Here is a 17,669-nt window from a genome sequence, read left to right as displayed (position 1 = left end):
GCTTGAAGCGTGGTTCGTGCGAGGGCGGCTGGTTTCGAGTCTCTCGTTTCAAGTTCGACGCATGAATTTCAGCGATTCCAAACACATAACAAAAATCCTGAAACGTTTGATCGTGAACCACTTCACGAGGAAGGGCCGTTATGCGCCGCTTTCACGAATCAAGATCCGGACGCCCTTTTCCCAGGCCCGTTGAGCGAGGCTGATTCGAGGCCCCTCTACCAGCACCGTTCCGCGCACGGCTTGGTTCCAGCGGGGAGCCGGTTCGACAAGGCGCAGGGTAATCCGATAGACAGAGGTTTCAGGCCGCAGCCGATGGTTGGCATCTTCCCGCACCGGCACCTCGCCGCCGTAGAGCGAGGCCAGGTAGGGCACGGTGAAACTGCTTTCATCAATATCTCTTATCTCGACCACCCGGGCCCTCACGCTCGGACGCTCGGCCCCGTCGGGAATGAATCTAGCCGACTGGCCAGCGCGGAGATAGCCCACGTCGGTTTCGGGCGCGACCGCATGCAGCTCTTCGCCTGCTGGATCAACGACATAAGCAAGCGGCAGGTCCTTATTAATCCAGCGTCCCACATGCAATGCCTCGGCTCGGTCGGTGACTCGTCCCGAGATCGGCGATACAAGCGAGAGCGTCTGCTGTTGTTGCACAAGACCCTCAAGCTGCGAGAGCCGTGCCTTCAGCGCTTCGATCGTGACCTGATGTTTTGACAATTCTTGTTGATCCACGAACTGGCGCCGTCCTCTCAACTGTTCGACTTCGATCCGCTTCTGCGTTAACGCCACTTCCTTATCTAGTACCGGGGATTCCAGCGTGATGAGTCCGGTGCCCTTCTCCACATGACGGCCTTCCTCGAGCATCAGTTCGACGATTCTGCCTGGAGCCGGCGCATAGATCGTGGCATGGGGCATCGATTCCAACACCGCCGGGAGGGTGATTCGATCCGACCAAGGAACAAACAACACGGACGTCAGGACACCCACCACACCGGCGGAGATCCACACCCGTCGCTGCTCGCGAACCGCCGTCCGTAACAGCCACCAGGCCTTGAGTTCGCGCATAATCGGCAGCACGATGAACCAGCCGATTTCGAAGGCGAACAGGATGAGTCCCAGCAACTTGAAGAAGAAGTGATAGACCACCAAGGCGATCCCCAGAAACAGCAAGAACCGGTACGCCCACGTGGCCCAGGCAAACCCGACCAAGAAGCGTCGCCGCGCCGCAGACACCGGCTCCGGCATCGGCTGATCCAGACCGAACAACAGCTTCCTGAGTTGCCACTGTCCAAAGGCAAAGGCTCGCTCATGCAGATTCGGGATACCCAGCCAATCAGAGAGGACGTAATAGCCATCGAACCGCATGAACGGGTTCAGGTTAATTGCCGCTCCCAACGCCAAGCTGGTCGTCGCCATGAGAAACGCCAGGCTTCTTCCCACCCCATCATCCAGAAAGCTCCACGCGAAGATCGCGATTGCCGCCACTGCACATTCCACAATCATCCCAGCAGCCCCGATGGCGGCACGCTGACGTCGGGCGGTCAATTTCCACGCATCGGAGGTGTCGGAGTACAGCATCGGCACGAGTAAGATCGCGGCGACGCCCATAGTCGACACGCGACAGCCGTAGCGAGTGGCGGTATAGGCATGTCCGAGCTCATGAACGATCTTGACGATAACCAGGCAGAGCACGTAGAGCGCAGCGCCGCGCACCGTGAAGAAGTGCAGCATGGTAGCGGTAAACGTGTCCCACTGACGGGAGACAAGATAGATTCCGATCAGCCCGATCAGTCCAATGATCCATACCACGGCTGGGGCAAAGAGCCATTCCACAAACGGAAGCGTCGCACGAAGAAATCGACCCGGCCGCACTAATGGCACTTGGAAGAACAGATAGTGGTGGGCCAACCACGTCAGCCACTGTGGCTTGGCCGCTTCCGCTTGGGCGAGATAGGCTCGATACCCTCCCTGCGGCGGATCGCGCATGAGATGGTTGTTGTGTAAGAACCGGAGAAATGCGTCGACATCCCCGGCCGTGACGCGACAGGTCGTCTCAGCATGAATCGCGGACACGATGGCTTCCGCTGACCGACCCTTCCAACGCAAAAGCATTTGATAGGCCGGCCAGCCGATCTGGAAATACTTGCCGCGAAGCTGGTCTACCAGAACCCAGGTCGGCGACCCATCAGCAGCTGGAGCCCCGGCCAGGAGCTGGAGATCCTCTCGCAGCGGCGGTACGATGGATTCACGCGGCGGATCCGGTGATGGTTTCATAGCCCAATCCACGGCCTGAGCGCGGAAATCGGACGGCGAAATAGGTAGGTGAACAGCGACACCTGCTCTCCGTAAATCTTCGCGCTACCCTGCCAGCCGATCCGTAATTCCGGCGCGCCTTCTCCAAGCTGCGCCGTGACACGATAGGCCAACGTGTTGTTCGGCAAGACCTCGGCATGGTAGCTCGCATGGCTCACCGTGGCCGGCACGCTGGATAACGGATGGGCATTGAGGAATAACGACACCGCTGCCCCTTCATGAAGCACAATGGCATCGTCGACCGGGAGATCGATTCTGACTTCCACCTGCCGAGGGCGCGCCAGTTCCATCATGCGTTGGCCGACGACAACCGGTTTTCCGATCCAATCGGATTTATCGCTGTACAAAACCAGGCCTGCCTGTTCAGCCTTGACCTCAACTTTGGCCAATCGTTCGTAGGCGTAGTTTCGCTCCGTTTCCCGCAACTCCACTTCCGCCTTCAACAGCGGCACATCGGCCTTTTGGTCGGCTGCCACGAACGCCCCCTGAGCCGCGCGGCGATACTGCGCCATCGCCACATCCAGGTTGCGTTCCGCGATCTGATAGTCGCTGCGGAAGGTCGTATCCTCGTATCGGAACAACAGATCCCCTTGTGTGACCTCGGTATTCGGCAACACGGCAATGTCCGCAATGACTCCATCGATCGGCGCGCTGACAATCAACGGCTCTTTAGCCACAATCTTCGCGGGCGCCACAGTCGACATGGGGACAGGAATGAGCAGCGCGCCCACCGCCGCCCCGGCAAGCAGCCACGTCGTCGTCCGGCTCAAGCCCCAGCGCCATCGGAGATTCTTGGATGGACCGACCGCACGCCAGGCATAGGCATAGGCCTCGCTGAGTCGTTGAAGTACCGTGAGTTCGTGCTCCGGCCATGGTTGATCGCGCGTGAACCACAGGCCGCCCAACATCTGTCCATCTGGATGGGTCAGCGGACACCACAGACCATGGCCAAGCGTGAATTCGGTCCACTCTGACTGGAGTTCGGACGGACAATCAGCTTCCTCAAGTTGACGGAGGTCGCCGCTTTTCGAGGTGTCCCGCACATGCTGGATCAGCCGTTCGATCCATTGCATCACGGGTACCGTGCGGTCGACGACTGGCACGCTTGATGCGGCCCGCGCTTCATACCTTGACGCAGCAGTCGAAGACGGAATCAACAACACAGCCTGTCTATACGAGACCAACCGACGTGTTTCGTTGACTAGAAGAAATTGCAACTCCTGTTGGGTTGTCGCAGTACGAATCATCCTCTCCAACTGTAAGAGGGTGGCCCAGGGTGTGTGTTTCGGTAGCGCGCTGTGGGGTGTGGCTTCTGCTGTGACCATGTCGGTGTGGTCAGTGTAGGCCTTCAGGAAACGCTGCGATGCCGCTCATCCCGGCGAGAACCTTGTCGGGCTTGGCCCGAAAGAGACCTTTGACTTTGACTGTCTGGCTCGCAGGATCGACGTTCGCCCCGATATCTTCCACGACGGCCGGATACCGGAGTCCTGTCTCATCGATCGAGTATTCGAAGGGTGTGCCGACCTTCAACCACGTCAGTGACTTCGACGGCAAGATCAGTTCGATCTCAAGCTGGCTGTCGTCCAAGAGGCTGATGAGTTGATCGTTGGGAAAAACATTTTCGTGTTCATTCACGATGGTTTTGACCACACGCCCTGGAAACGGCGCGAGGACGGTACAACCGCTCACGTTGATTTGCGCGGCCTGCACAGCCGCGAACGCTTTTTCGGATTCGGCCTGAGACACGTCGAGCTCCAGTTGCCCCACGGCTTGATGTTCGGACAGGCGGAGATTGTTCTCATAGGTCTTCTTCTTGCCGCGGTGTTCGGCCCGAGCGCTGGCGAGTTCCGCCTCATACTTTGAACAATCGAGTGCGACTAAGAGGGCTCCCCTTTTGAATCTCTGCCCTTCTTTCACTGGAAGCCGACTGATTCGGCCTTGGACCTGGCTGGCTAACGTCGCTTGTGCCGTCGCCTTCACCACGCCTCGGATCGTGTTCAGTTCAGCCGCATTGCCCATCGGCTTGGCATCCGCGGTGGTCCCGGCGGTCGCCGGCAGGACGGCGATCAGGAGCCATGCGCCCACCAGAGCACCGTCGATTAAACGGCTACCATGGTTCTTCACTTGAGCAACTCTTTGCTCTTCCTCCACCCTGCACGGAGCTGGAGGGCAAGATCCGACACGCCCTGTTCCTGTTTCAGATCGTTCGGCAAGACATCTTCGCCAACTGCCGCCAGGAGCGCCGCCCAGGCCGTTTGGGCCTCGGCTTCCACGGCGTCGTAGCGGAGTTGTGCCGCCACTTGAGCCACTCGCTCGCGCAACACTGATTGTTCGCTCAGTTTCGCCGTGCGCCAGGCCACCCGCGTCTGCTCGGCAATTTGGGATTGCGTGTCGTAATACAGGGCAGCGGTCGAGACCTCTTTCTTCGCATGTGCCACCTGCGCCACACTGACATGGACCTGTGACATCACCGCCATGGTCAATGCCAAGTTCTGCGTGTGCAGCACTTGGTCCTGCGCCTCGATGGTCTTGGCCCGCGCGGGATAACGCAAGAGGTTGAGTAAGTTCCAACTTGTACGTGCCGCATAGGCCGCCCAGTGATTGTTAAAGAGGAAGGTATTGCTGCTGTAGTTGCCTCCGACTTGGAGATTCAAGCTGGGCAACATTTCCAAGATCGCCGCTTTGGCCTCTCGCGCGTTGATCCGACGACGGTAGTCGATCATCCGGAGCTCAGGGCGCGCGAGGAGCGCTCGGTCTTCCAGAATCGCCATATCGGACGGAAGTTCGAGTGTTTTAGCTTCTCGCTCTGGGACGAGCAGAGCAAGATCCTTCTCCTGCCCAGGCGGCAGATTAATCAGCGCGGCTAGTTGAAGTTTGGCGGTATTTAGTTCTCTGAACAATTGTTGAATGTACCGTTGGGTATTGAGGAGATCGAGCTTGTATTGTAAGGGAACCAGCGGTGAACTGAGTCGCTCATCCTGAACCGCTTGGGCCTTGTTGAGCGCATGGTTCACCCACTCATCCAGGAGCCGGAGGGACGGAAGAATCCGCTCGGCGCTCACCGCCCGCCAATAGGCGATGCGCACATCTTGCATGACCCGATTGGCGACACGCCGGCGTTCCTCATCGGCAATCAATACGTCGTCCGCTGCTTGCTTGGCTCTGATGTAGGACAAGCCGAAATCCAGCACATTCCAACTGAGCGAGAGATCGGCCGAGAAAATGTTTCGTTCGGCGGAGGTAAAGGGTTCGAGCACCTGCCGCCCAGTGAGCAAGGACTGTGCAACGCCGCCAGGGAAATTGTTCCGTCCGTCAAATCCGGCGTTCGCGGCCAGACGAGGCAACATCGCATAGTGCGAGAGATCAAGCTGCGTCTGCGCCAGCATCTTGTGCATCAGCTCGACCCGCGCGTCGAGGTTATACTTCAGCGCCCGAGCCATCGCTTCGTAGAGGTCAACCGGGCCATTGAGCGGCTCTTGATCTTTGGTCAGAACCGCTCGGTCTTCCTTCACCCGTGATTGGACTTCATCCTCGGTCAACGGGATCGGCTTGATGGCACACCCGTTCCCTCCGAAAATGGCCATGAGAGTCAGCAGGACGAGCAGAAGCCCTGTTCGATCGCGGATTCGGCCCGTCGGAGGATCTTGCCTGTTCACCACACCACTCATCTTTCGTTTGACTGAGCCATCTCACGCCGTATCTTCAACAAAGCTTTGCCGTTGCTCTCAGCTGGAGAGATCGGACACGGCATTACGTACGTTTCTATTAGTAGAGTACTTTACTCTCAAGGATTGTCATCAGTTTTTCACTTTTTCGCTTTTGGCACATCCTGCTCTGTTGCTATTCCGCATGGGTCAGCGGAGCTGAGCCACGGCATCTCGTGTCTTCGAGCCGTGAAGAAAGTGGCGTGTGTCTTTGCTGTTGGAGGTGGTCTCTCATGCGACTCGAAGAATCTTCTGCATATGACCTGGAGCAAGAATTAAGAATGTAGAGCTGGGCTTTGGTTCTTGAGGAGAGGCCGGCCTCGAGATCGATGACAAGCAGGCGCAAGCCGTGGAGATTCGCTTTAGCTTGCGGTAGCGGGCAGGGCAGGTTGCTCCTTCTCCAATAGAACGGTGAACCAAAACGTGCTCCCCTTACCCACCTCGCTGTCCACACCGATGGTCCCGCCCATATGGTCAGCCAACTGTTTCGCGATGGCCAGACCGAGACCCGTCCCCCCGTAGCGGCGCGCGTGAGACCCGTCGACTTGGCAAAAGGACTGGAACAGCCTCGCCTGACGCTCGGAGGCAATGCCGATCCCCGTATCCGCGACTTCGAATCGCACGAGTGCGTTCGCTTCGTACTCTTTCGCGAGCGAGACCCGCACCGCCACTTTGCCCTGTTCGGTGAACTTGATCGCGTTGCCGATCAAGTTCGTCAGAATCTGGCGCAAGCGGCCGGAATCCCCGCGCACTGCGTTCGGCACATCGCTCCGGACGACACAGGCGAACTGCAGGCCTTTGGACTCGGCACGGTTAGTCAACAATTCCATCACCGCATCGAGCGCGACGCGAAGGTCGAAGGCAAGACTCTCCAGACGGAGCTTCCCCCTCTCGATGTTCGAAAGATCGAGAATGTCGTTGATGATGGCGAGGAGGGCGTCACCGGAGCTGCGAATGCTTTCCACATAGTCCCGCTGTTCCGCATCAAGCGCGGTGTCCAGGAGCAGCCCAGTCATGCCGATCACGCCGTTCATCGGCGTGCGAATTTCGTGGCTGACGGTGGCCAAGAATTCCGACTTGAGCCGCGCCGACTCCAGCGCGGCATCACGCGTGATCATGAGCTCCTTCAGTTTGGAGCAAATCTCCTGGGCGAGGTTCCATTTGCGTGTCAGGGAAGAGGCCAGCTGCTCCACTTCGATCGCATCGAACGGCTTCCGCAGGATGAGTAGTCGGTCGGTTTGTCCGAGCCTTGCGGTGATCCGGTGCCAGGGGTGGTCGGAGAACGCGGTACAAATCACCACCTGGATTTCGGGATCGACCTTCCAGATATGTTCGATTGTCTCGACGCCGTCCCAGCCGGGTGGCATCCGCATATCGACGAAGGCCAGGGCGTATGGCTTCCCGGCGGCGACGGATTGCTCCACCATGTGGAAGCCCCGTTCTCCTTGGTCAGCAAAACTCAGATCGAAAGGTTCGCCGTGGACGGCCACGGGCTCCTCGTCGAAAAGAGACGCTCCCGCCTGCTCGAGTTCGTCGGAGGCGGTGGTCGTCGCCAGGATTTTGCGAAAATCCTCGTGGATGACGAGGTTGTCGTCGATGACCAAGATTCGGAGGTTTTTATTCCCGGCGCCCATGATTATGCATGCCTTCCAGCCGCTGAGCCGACCATGATCATTGGCTCTCTCCCACCCGTGTTTCTTGACTTCGCTCCGCCATGAACGCAGGCATGTCCTTGAGGAGCGCTACAACGTCTTGTGCGCACCTCTGGATAAACGGTCACGCCAAACCCACTCGTCTTAGTTGTTCAGCAGGCTTTCTCAAATAGTACGCACTCCCTTTAACCTGTCATGCTTTTTTAAACTTTCAGCACAAGCACTGCCTCCATCCAGGCACATCAGGCAGTCACTCATGGTTCCGAATTGATAGTGGACTACGCGAGCAACGGTTCCTCGTCGCGGGACATTCCAGCTCCTACATGCGCAACTCTGTCCTCTCTACCCAGTTCTCCTGCTGTGGTTCGGCTTGCAAGAGCATTTCCCCATTTCACTTGGCCGTTGTAGCTGTCTCCACTACGATACTTTCCAAGACAGTGGACTGTTCCATCACCTGCCGATTCATTTGAGAGTCCCGTCTTAGAGCGCGGATCATTCATGACACAGACAACCATGCGGATGAATGGATAGAAGGGGGAACAAAGATGTCAAACGACAGCGCTCTCGATCAGCCCGTCATCCTCGTCGTCGACGACGATCCCGTCGATCGTGCCTTGATTTGTGAATGTTTACAGTCGGCTGACTTCCGAGTTGAGGAAGCGGTCGACGGATCGCATGCCCTCGAGGTTTTTCGTACCGTCCATCCACACATCGTCCTCCTTGATGTTGGAATGCCTGGAATGACCGGGATTGAGACCTGCGCAGCGTTACGACAACTTCCTGGTGGTGCGCAGGTCCCTATTGTTATGGTCACTGGTCACGATGATACGGATTCGATTGCACATAGCTACGAAGCCGGTGCCTCGGATTTCATGATCAAGCCTTTTCATCCCCTGATCCTGACACAGCGTATCAGGTACCTATTTCGCGCCACCCACGCGTTCCTCAATTTGACGAAAAGCGCAGCTCAGCTACGTTACGCTCAGTCCATTGCGGGGCTTGGATCATGGGAATGGGATTCTCGTTCCGATGCGCTGCAGAGCACAGACCAAGTCGCCTGCATTTTTGGCATGAGACCGGAGCACTTCCCGAAATCCTTTACAGGTCTTCTTGAACTAATTCATCCGGAGGATCGGACTGTGGTTCAGACGTCATTGCATGATGGCCTTACAACCGAACACCATTGCAGCATGGAATACCGCATTTGTCTTCCCAACGGCACGCAGCTCATCGTCGAAAGTCAGGCACGACCTATTCGCAATGATTTACATGGCGTCGAGGGCATGGCAGTAACGATTCATGACATTACGAGTCGGAAGGAGGCAGAAGAGAAAATTCATTCTCTCGCATACTATGACAGCCTGACAGGCCTTGCCAATCGACACCTATTTAAAGATCGCGTAGGTCAAGCCTTAGCGTATTCACAGCGCCATCAAGCAATTGCTGCCGTCCTCTTTATGGATCTGGATCGATTTAAAGTCATCAACGACACACTGGGCCATGAAGTGGGCGACCACTTGCTTCAAGAAGTGGCGGAGCGACTCAAGAACTGCGTGAGAATGAGTGACTCGGTGGCGCGGGACACCGATCCCACTTCTCAGTCCTGTTTGGCGCGCCTAGGGGGTGACGAATTTACGGTGTTGCTTAATAATTTGACCGCTCCGGAAGACGCAGCATGTGTGGCACAACGGATTCAGCGCGAACTGGCAGAACCATTTCATTTGGGACAGCACGACGTGTATGTGACCGCAACGATCGGCATCGCCTGTTTCCCCACGGATGGTCTCGACCTAGAGGCACTGCTGAAACATGCAGATACGGCTATGTATTCTGTCAAATCATTGGGTCGCAACGGATACACGTTCTATTCTTCATCGATGAATCAGCATGCGGAGCAACGCTTCGCCTTAGAGGCCGACCTTCGCCGCGCACTAGACCGTGATGAGTTCATGATATGCTTCCAGCCGCTGATAGATCTCCGCACCGGCGCAATCGTCAAGGCCGAAGCTCTGATCCGGTGGCACCATCCGTCGCTGGGCCTATTGCCCCCCGGGAAATTTCTACAGATCGTTGAAGATGTTGGGCTGGGACCCAGGCTCGGTGAATGGGTGCTTCGTGCGGCTTGCACACAAGCCAAGAGTTGGTTGGCGGCCGGTCATACGTCTATTCAGCTTGCGGTGAACTTGTCTGACTCACAGTTTCATGATGGAAAGCTGACTGACACAGTCGCCAACGTGTTGGCTGAGACGAAGTTTCCCTCAGAACTCCTTGACTTTGAGTTGACGGAAACGATCATGTTCAGAAGTCCAGAACATGCCATCGCGACCCTTCAGAGTTTACGGACTCTCGGTGTGGAGCTTTCGCTAGATGATTTCGGAACAGGCTTTTCCTCATTGCGTCATCTGCAGCAGTACCCCCTCAATTCATTAAAAATTGACCAGTCGTTCATTCGAAACATTGCAGAAAATGAGCGGGACGCCGCGATCACTCGAATGGTGATCGCGATGGCTCACAGCCTTAACCTGCGCACTGTAGCCGAAGGAATAGAGACACAAGAACAACTCGATTTTCTTCGTGAACTCGGCTGCGAGGTGGTCCAGGGGTTTATCCTAAGCCAGCCACTTGCTGTTGATCTATTCCTCCCGTTTGTCGCGAAACACATCGCCACAGGGGCAGGCCGCCGCTTCACTTCCTTCAGAAGATTCGCCGTATAGCTGTCGAGCGTCATCACGTTGTGAATGTTTCGGCAGGTGCACATGGAATCGCCGTGGAGACGGCTTGCGAGTCATGCGGGCCAGAAATCGGCATGAACTCTCAAATGGAGCTCTCCTCGGTGTTGACTGTTCGCCGTAACTCTTTCACGAATTGTTGAAACTGTTCATTCAGCGTTTGAAACTGCTCATTTTCCCCTTTCAATTGCGCATTACGCTCCAATAATTCTTTGTATCGAAGGTCGACGAGCGCGTTGATGCCATCGATCCGCAGTTGTGCCCGCTGGGACAACTCCCACTTGCAGGTTAAGGAGACGGCCAACTGTTCCACTTCGATCGCATCGAACGGTTTACGGAGAATCAGCAGCCGGTCGGTTTTTCCAAGCCTTGCGCTGATTTCACGCCACGGATGGTCGGAGAATGCCGTGCAAATCACAACCTGGATATTGGGATCGGCTTTCCAGATCTGCTCAATGGTCAGGAGGCCGTCCCAACCGGGCGGCATACGCATATCGACGAAGGCCACAGCATACGGAGCCCTTGCAGCGACGGACTGCTCCACCATGTGCAAACCGGCTTGGCCCTGATCGGCGAACCGTAAGTCAAAGACCACATCATGATTTGCCTGCGGCTCCTCGTCGAACAACGATGCCCCTATTTGACCAAGTTCGCCACAGACGGCGGCGGGGGCCAGGATTTTTCGGAAATCCTCGTGAATTTTGAGATTATCGTCGATGATCAGGATACGACGGTTTTCTAGAGTTATTTTGTGCTTATCCTTAACCATAACCATGCCTTCCTCCATTTTTTACATGCTCAGGCCGCCAGGGTGGCTTGAGTAAGTGGCAAATCCAGCGTGAACGTGGCTCCCAACCCCTCGCCCTCGCTCCTAGCGGACAGGACCCCTCCGAGCAATTTAGCTGCTAAGGATGAACTGTGAAGGCCTAACCCCTGTCCTTCCTCGCGCGTCGTAAAGCCTTGTGTAAATAGGTGCTTGAAATTATCCGGCGTGATACCTATGCCCGTGTCATGTACCTGAATCTGTACTCGCTCGCGGCTTCCAGAATGATACCCGATCGTCACCGTCAGGCGATGGGAGCGATCGGGCACGGCCTGCATGGCATAGATCGAATTGTTGATCAGGTTGACCATAATTTGAAGGACCTGATGCCGGTCACACATCGTAGCCGGTAGCTCTGCGTATTCACGCACGACAGTGATGCCGGCCTTTTCCAGGCTGTCCCGATTAATGGCCAAAGCTTGTTCGAGAACATCCGTCAACTGAATTTGTTCCAGGAGGATTTGGGTCTTTGCATGGCCTTGTTGAGCCATAATGATTCGCCGGATATGATCAATGTTGTGATCGAGAGAGTCGAGCTCCTTATTGATGCCGGTGAAATTGGTGTTCAGTTGGTCGGCCAGCTTCACCACATAGGAGGGAATTTGTTTGCCCTTCTCATCTTGGGTCAGATAGAGGCTCAGGTCGTTCATGTGATCTTGGAACATTTGTCCGATGCGACCGAGCTTGCCGACGGGGGTCCGCTCAAGGGTTTTCTGAATCAGGCCGACCGACACGTTGACGCTGTTCAGCACGTTTCCTACGTTGTGCAGTACGGAGGCTGCCACCTCGGCCATACCGATCCGCCGTGAGGCTTCCTGCAGACGGCGGTTGAGCACCTCCCGCTCTGATTCAGCCTTCTTCCGCTCATCAATCTCAACGACCAGTGACTGGTTGGTGCGATCAAGCTCCGAATTTTGATTCACGATTTGCGCATGCGATCGTTCCAGTTCCTTCACCGCGCCGCCGAGCGCGACATTGGCTTCTTCCAGTTGTGTGACGTCATCAAATGATACCACTGCCCCGCGCAGCCGCTCGCTCTCGTCGACAATCGGAGCGCTGCTGACGAGGAAGTGTCGAGACTTGCCCGACGAATCGGCCAGCACCATCCGCACGTCCGTCTGGGCGGTTCTGGTATTCAACGCCATGGTCCAGGGCTCGCTCGACGGCTCGGGAGATGGCGTAGCCGGAACCCAGGCCAGTCGAGATAAGGTCGAGCCGATCAGATCGTTCAAGGGCAAGCCCACCCCCTTCGCAAACGCGGTATTGGCAAGGACAATGGACCCGTGTCCATCCAGCATCACGACCCCTTGGGCCAGCACGTCCAGCGCATGCTTGACCCGTGACGGAATCACAGCGGACGGGTCTAGGTGGCGAAGCGTGCGTTTAATGAATAGCAGGTAGCTGACGAAGCCCCCAAACGCGACGAACAGGATTAAGCGGCTCCAGGGATGGACGAAGGACCAGGGATTCTCCAATTCGGCAACCGGCTGGAAGGCAATCTGTAGGGTCCCCCAAGGGGCATCACCTTTGAAAATCGGAACTTGAATGTGATCGATCGAGGAGTGGCCACCTTCGATCTGCGTCCAATGCCGCTGGTGATCTCCAGCTTGGGCGAACGTCCCGCTGGAAGCCAGTTGAATGGCGGCCGACAGAATTTGCGGGTTTCGTTCGATGAGGAGGTCCAATCCAGCTTGGATGGTGTCGGAATGATTTCGCCCAGCGAGATGGGAGTACTGGACCGCGAGGGCTTCGGAAAGCGTTTTGCGATACTCCGCAGTCGCGCTGAGTGAACCGGACGACAATCCGACCAACGTGTCGCCGGTTAGTACGATGCCGAGAGTCAGGCACGTCAGGCTGAAGCTGATCCGCATGAGGGGGCCGAAATTCTTCATCCTTCCCTACCTTCACCCTCGGAGCGCCCCGTGTCTCCTTTCTTATCCAGGAGGTCTCTGAGCCCGCGGAATTGCTTATTTTCTCGATCGGCAGCGACGACTGTATCCGCTGTGCTCCTACGCCGCGTTCGATCGCTGGTGAGGACGACGGGGAGTGGATCGAAGTGCCGCCAAGCAGGCAGAGTGGCAGCCAAACTGGCCAGCAGCGCCCCGCTACGCAGCAGCCAGGCAATGACACCGGCCGTAAGACTGACCCCACCCAAGTTCGTCACCCCAACGGCGAATTTCAGGCTGCTCTCAGACATGTCCGTGGCACGTCGTAGATCCTCCTCGACGACCCCGAGGCTCTGGCGAAAGGCCTCGCTGAGCCCTGTCGACGTTTTCTCAAGGGTTTGTCCGTCGAAGGCCCTCGGAACCTCCTTATCGGCCTGGTACATACGCGGAGCAACCCCCGCTTCCACATAGCCTCTGATCTCGCGCATGAACTGAATCGAAGGCGCGGGCGTGTTTAACCCTTTGGGCTGGGGAGCACCAGGCATCTCCGAAGATAGCCGCGCGGTGCCATCTGGATCATTGCCAAGCGGAACAGGAACAAAAGGAACCTCGGAATTCGGCTTCGAACTGGCCGGCGCAGGGACAACGACCGGAGATGACGGGGGCGATCCAGCAGGAAGAGGTCCCGCTCCGGATGGAGGGGCTGGAGGCTGTGGCACGAGGCTTGGAGGAATCGGCGGGGGTGGCGGTAGACCCTCATTGACGTCTGTGACCACGATACTGAGAGCCTGGATGTCGGTGCCGCCGCTGCCGTCGGCGACTTGAACGGTGACTTCGTAGACATTGTTCGCCCCTGCGTCGAGGGGGGCCTCGAAATCCGGCGCGTTGTTGAAGGTCAGCGCGCCGGTTGTCGCATGGAGCGTGAACAGGGTGGCGTCGGCCCCTCCGACGATCGAATACATAGGCACGCCCCCGTCGACATCCACGCTGGTGATCGTGGTAGCAGCAGCCTGGTTTTCAGCGACGTTGACCACTGCCGTGGCACCTCCGCCGTTACTGGAGATGACCGGCGCGTCGTTCTGCGCCGTCACGGTCACATCAAAGGTCTCGTTGGTGCTGGTCGTCCCATCGCTCACCGTCACTGTGATCGTCACCGGCCCGCCAGTCTGGTTCAGGGCCGGCGTCGCCGCGATGGTCCAGTTGCCGCCCCCCAGGTTCACCAAGGTCAGGTTGCCGTTGGGAATAACGGTGGTGTTGCTGCTCACCGCCGTCACCGTCAGGCTCCCCGCCGCCGTCTCCACATCGCTCACGCTAAAGGCCAGCGCCCCCGTCGTCCCGTCTTCGGGGATCGTCTGATCCGCCAGCGCCGTGATCGTCGGCGCATCGTTCTGCGCCGTGATGTCCACATTCACGGTGCCGAGGCTTAGGGTGCCGCCTCCTCCGCTGCCGGTGTTGCCGTTGTCGCTGACCTGAACGGTGATCGTATCGGCGTTGTTACCGTTCGTGTTTGCCGTCCCATGCAGGTATTGCACGTTGGCGGCACTATTGAGATAGGTGTTCAGGTTCGCGTGAGTGCTTGTCAGAGTGAGGACCCCGGTTCCCGAACCAGCCACGGTGACACCGCCGCCTGAGACTGCGGTCAGGTTGCCCCCGGTTGCCGTTGTCAGCGTCACGGTCAGATTGCCGCCTCCTGCATCGACATCACTGAGGTCGATCAGGGAGAGATCCACATTACTCAGGACGTCTTCGGTCACGGTGACGTCGGTGGGCAAGGAGCCGACGTTGGTTGGATCGTCGTTCACGGCGCTCAGATTGATGGCGACTGAATTGCTCCCTTCTTCCGTGGTGCCGGTTCCTGTCAGCCCGGGGTCAGCCCCCGTATTGCCCTGGTCGTTCACGGTCACGGTCAACGTGGTCGAGGCGCTCGGAGCATTGAGCCCATTCAGGTACGTAATGGTGCCGGTCCCACCGCCAGTGAGTAAATTATTGATCTGAGCGATCGTGCCAGACAGGGTCACGGTCCCCGTGCCGTTGCCCCCGACGATGGTCACCCCTGAGGTGCCAGCCACCGCTGTGAGCGTCCCTTCGCCGACATTGAGCGTGGCCGTTGCACTGCCGCCTCCGGCATCAACGTCGCTCACGCCGAACCCGGTGCCGTGGATGGTCAAGCCGACCTGTTCGGTCGCCGACAAGGCGGCACCTGGGGCCGTCACCACCGGCGCATCGTTCATCGGATTCACATTGATCGTGGTGCGGGCGATGGCACTGTCCAAGGCGCCATCGTTAACCGTCACGTCGATCAGGCGGTCGCCGTCGGTAGGGGCGCTCGTATCCGTATGCCGATATTGAATGGCCTCGATGAGGGTCTCTGTCTCGACTTCCGAAAAGGTTCCGCCGCCCTGTTTGGTGATGGTGAGGGCGGCGGTGCCGGCGCCAGTTGTGACCACCACGTGGTAATTCCCGCCGGTCGTATTTTGGCCGGCTACCGCAGTGGCCAGCGCAAATGTATCGCCATCCAGCACAAGGGTCTCGGCATTGCCGTCCAACAGGCCACTGACGGCCAGGGTCACCGACGCAAAGGTGGGGCTGTCGGCATCCACGAGATCGGTGTCGGTATCGGCGATCGCGGTGGCGGCAGCACCCTCGGTGAACGTGAACAGGTAGTTATTGCCCGTAGCCCCGGAACTGTTGTTGGCATCCAGGTCCAACGTGGGCGGGGTATTAACGGCGGTGCCAAATTGCCGTGCGAAGACATCGGTTTGTGCTCCGTCGCTGCCGGTCCACACGACCACGAAGTTATTTGAGTCCAGCATGGCCACCGAGGCACGGTCCTGCACGTTGGCGGTGGTTTGGTTGACCAAGAATTCACTGCCGATTCTTGTCCCGGTGGAGGCGAATTTCTGTCCGAAGACTCCGTTGGCATCAACGTTTGCGGCTTGATCCCCATGTCCTTCCCACACGACAATAAAGTCGCCTGAATCATCCATGCTCACCGAGGGATTGGTCTGATCGTTTGCAAACGTCGTGTTGACCAGCAGGGGAAAGAAGAGCGGAGTTCCGGCTGCGTCAAATTGTCTGGCATAGACACCGAGCCCCAATCCGGTGGCTCGATAGGCCACCGTGAATCGGCCATCGCCACTCATATCCACAGCGGCTCCCCCCGCGTTGGACTGAAAAGCTCCATCAACTTGACCGCTGGTTTGTGGAGTTCCAGCACTGTTATATCGTTGGAAGAAGACATCTCCGTTGCCATCATCCCACGCCACGACGAAGTTGCCCGAGTCGGCAATTCCCACCGACGGATCTTGCGCAGCTGCGGCAGTATCGACCGCGATATCGCTGCCAATCAGCCCGCCGCCGAAGCTCCCCTGTCGAACGAAGATGCCTTCATCGGCGCCGCCGTTACCTTCCCAGGCGATCACGAAATCGCCGGTGTCGTTCATGTTGACTGACGAATTGTGCTGAGTGTTGGAAGTCGTGGTATTGACTTGCACGTCTGCGCCATCGACAGCCGTGCCGTTGGCTAAGAAGCGCCGCATGTACACGTCGCTACTCCTCGTCCACGTGACCACAAAGTTCCCGCTGTCGTCTACAGCCACATCGGCCCATCGGTTGTTCACGCCACCCGTGTTGACTTGAAATTGCGCGACCTTCGCATTGCCGTCTTTGTCCAAGACTTTCGCAAACACTTTGTCGCCTGTAGTCTCGTCCGTCCACACCACGACGTAATCACCATTGGATGCGATATCGACAGCCCGTTCGGCGCCTCGTACCGGCCCGCTAGTTTCCTCATCGTTCCCGGAAGGATCGTTGACCGTGAATTCTCCCGTAGACGTCAAGCCTGGTAGCACACCGACCCAGTTCTGTCGCGCGTCAGAGCTGAAGGTGACTCCCGTTTCTATGGACCCAACCGAATATTCCAGGTCCCAATCCCCGCCTAAATCAGCATGGCCGGTGAGGTCGACGCTTGCGGCTACATCGGCGCCTGTCAATTGAGCCAGCCGGGTAGCTGCATTCCCGCCGAGCTCGCCCTGGCCGAAGGTGCAGCCATAGATCAATAGATCGGCCTTCTCGCTGAGGGATTGGCCGATCGCCGCAAGTTCGTCGGCATAGGCGCCGTTCATGGCCTCGAGCGTCAGTCTTGCACTGCCGAGGGTCAGTTCAGCCTGGCTTCCATGGGAGATGATGTGAATGGCGTCGACGCCAGTGCGACCGACGAGCACCTCCGCCATCTGTTCCACCCCGTCGCGAGTCGGATCGAGGACGAAGACTTCGACATTGGGGCTGATGCCATCGAGGAGTTTGTGGTAATCGCGCACGCTAGGAGAAAGAAACACGATTTCCTGGCGGGCTGCTGACGTATCGTACGCTGCCAGCGCATCAAATAAGGCTTGGTCGTTAGAGTTGAACTGTGGCTCACCTGTGGGTGCCGCAGCGGGTGGTGTATTAGATGTTGTCGCGTCATCGGCGGAGAGAGATGTTTCGGCTTGGCTCTGGGCTAGTTGATCGGTGGTGACGGTGCTGAGCGTCGCCTCACCTGCGCCGTCGAACATGATCCGCGATTC

At 57.7% G+C, this 17,669-nt stretch carries 9 protein-coding genes; 1 reads left to right on the top strand and 8 read right to left on the bottom strand.

All coding sequences use genetic code 11. The features are described 5' to 3' along the window. Positions 1-138: 138 nt before the first annotated feature. From E8D52_01390 to E8D52_01370, 5 genes are all read right to left on the bottom strand, one after another. Complete coding sequence (locus E8D52_01390) at positions 139-2,271, bottom strand: HlyD family efflux transporter periplasmic adaptor subunit (GenBank protein TKB70774.1); 2,133 nt, start codon at positions 2,269-2,271, stop codon at positions 139-141. Beyond that, complete coding sequence (locus E8D52_01385) at positions 2,268-3,635, bottom strand: HlyD family efflux transporter periplasmic adaptor subunit (protein ID TKB70773.1); 1,368 nt, start codon at positions 3,633-3,635, stop codon at positions 2,268-2,270. Before E8D52_01385 ends, E8D52_01390 begins: the two co-directional genes overlap by 4 nt. A gap of 10 nt (positions 3,636-3,645) precedes the next feature. Beyond that, positions 3,646-4,434 (bottom strand): efflux RND transporter periplasmic adaptor subunit, encoded by a 789-nt coding sequence (locus E8D52_01380; protein TKB70772.1) that lies wholly within the window; start codon positions 4,432-4,434, stop codon positions 3,646-3,648. Next, on the bottom strand, positions 4,431-5,978 hold the full coding sequence (locus E8D52_01375; protein TKB70771.1) for a TolC family protein: 1,548 nt from the start codon (positions 5,976-5,978) through the stop codon (positions 4,431-4,433). Before E8D52_01375 ends, E8D52_01380 begins: the two co-directional genes overlap by 4 nt. Positions 5,979-6,376: 398 nt before the next feature. Then, complete coding sequence (locus E8D52_01370) at positions 6,377-7,648, bottom strand: response regulator (protein ID TKB70770.1); 1,272 nt, start codon at positions 7,646-7,648, stop codon at positions 6,377-6,379. 563 nt (positions 7,649-8,211) lie between these two features. Here E8D52_01370 and E8D52_01365 point away from each other — a divergent pair. Next, positions 8,212-10,380 carry an EAL domain-containing protein gene (locus E8D52_01365; GenBank protein ID TKB70769.1) on the top strand — a complete coding sequence of 723 codons (2,169 nt, stop codon included), beginning with the start codon at positions 8,212-8,214 and terminating at the stop codon, positions 10,378-10,380. A gap of 100 nt (positions 10,381-10,480) precedes the next feature. Here the strand turns inward: E8D52_01365 and E8D52_01360 are convergent, their stop codons facing one another. The 3 genes from E8D52_01360 to E8D52_01350 are packed head-to-tail and all read right to left on the bottom strand — an operon-like array spanning position 10,481 to position 17,657. Then, positions 10,481-11,182 carry a response regulator gene (locus tag E8D52_01360; protein TKB70768.1) on the bottom strand — a complete coding sequence of 234 codons (702 nt, stop codon included), beginning with the start codon at positions 11,180-11,182 and terminating at the stop codon, positions 10,481-10,483. Between the two features lie 11 nt (positions 11,183-11,193). Then, positions 11,194-13,110: a PAS domain-containing protein gene (locus tag E8D52_01355; protein TKB70767.1), complete on the bottom strand. Its 1,917-nt coding sequence runs from the start codon at positions 13,108-13,110 to the stop codon at positions 11,194-11,196. After that, positions 13,107-17,657 carry a DUF4347 domain-containing protein gene (locus E8D52_01350; GenBank protein TKB70766.1) on the bottom strand — a complete coding sequence of 1,517 codons (4,551 nt, stop codon included), beginning with the start codon at positions 17,655-17,657 and terminating at the stop codon, positions 13,107-13,109. Before E8D52_01350 ends, E8D52_01355 begins: the two co-directional genes overlap by 4 nt. Positions 17,658-17,669 lie beyond the last annotated feature (12 nt).

This window comes from Nitrospira sp. (assembly GCA_005116745.1).
Classification (GTDB): Bacteria; Nitrospirota; Nitrospiria; order Nitrospirales; family Nitrospiraceae; genus Nitrospira_D.
The sequence above is the reverse complement of the archived record's forward strand: the minus strand, read 5'-3'. Positions and strand labels throughout refer to the sequence as shown.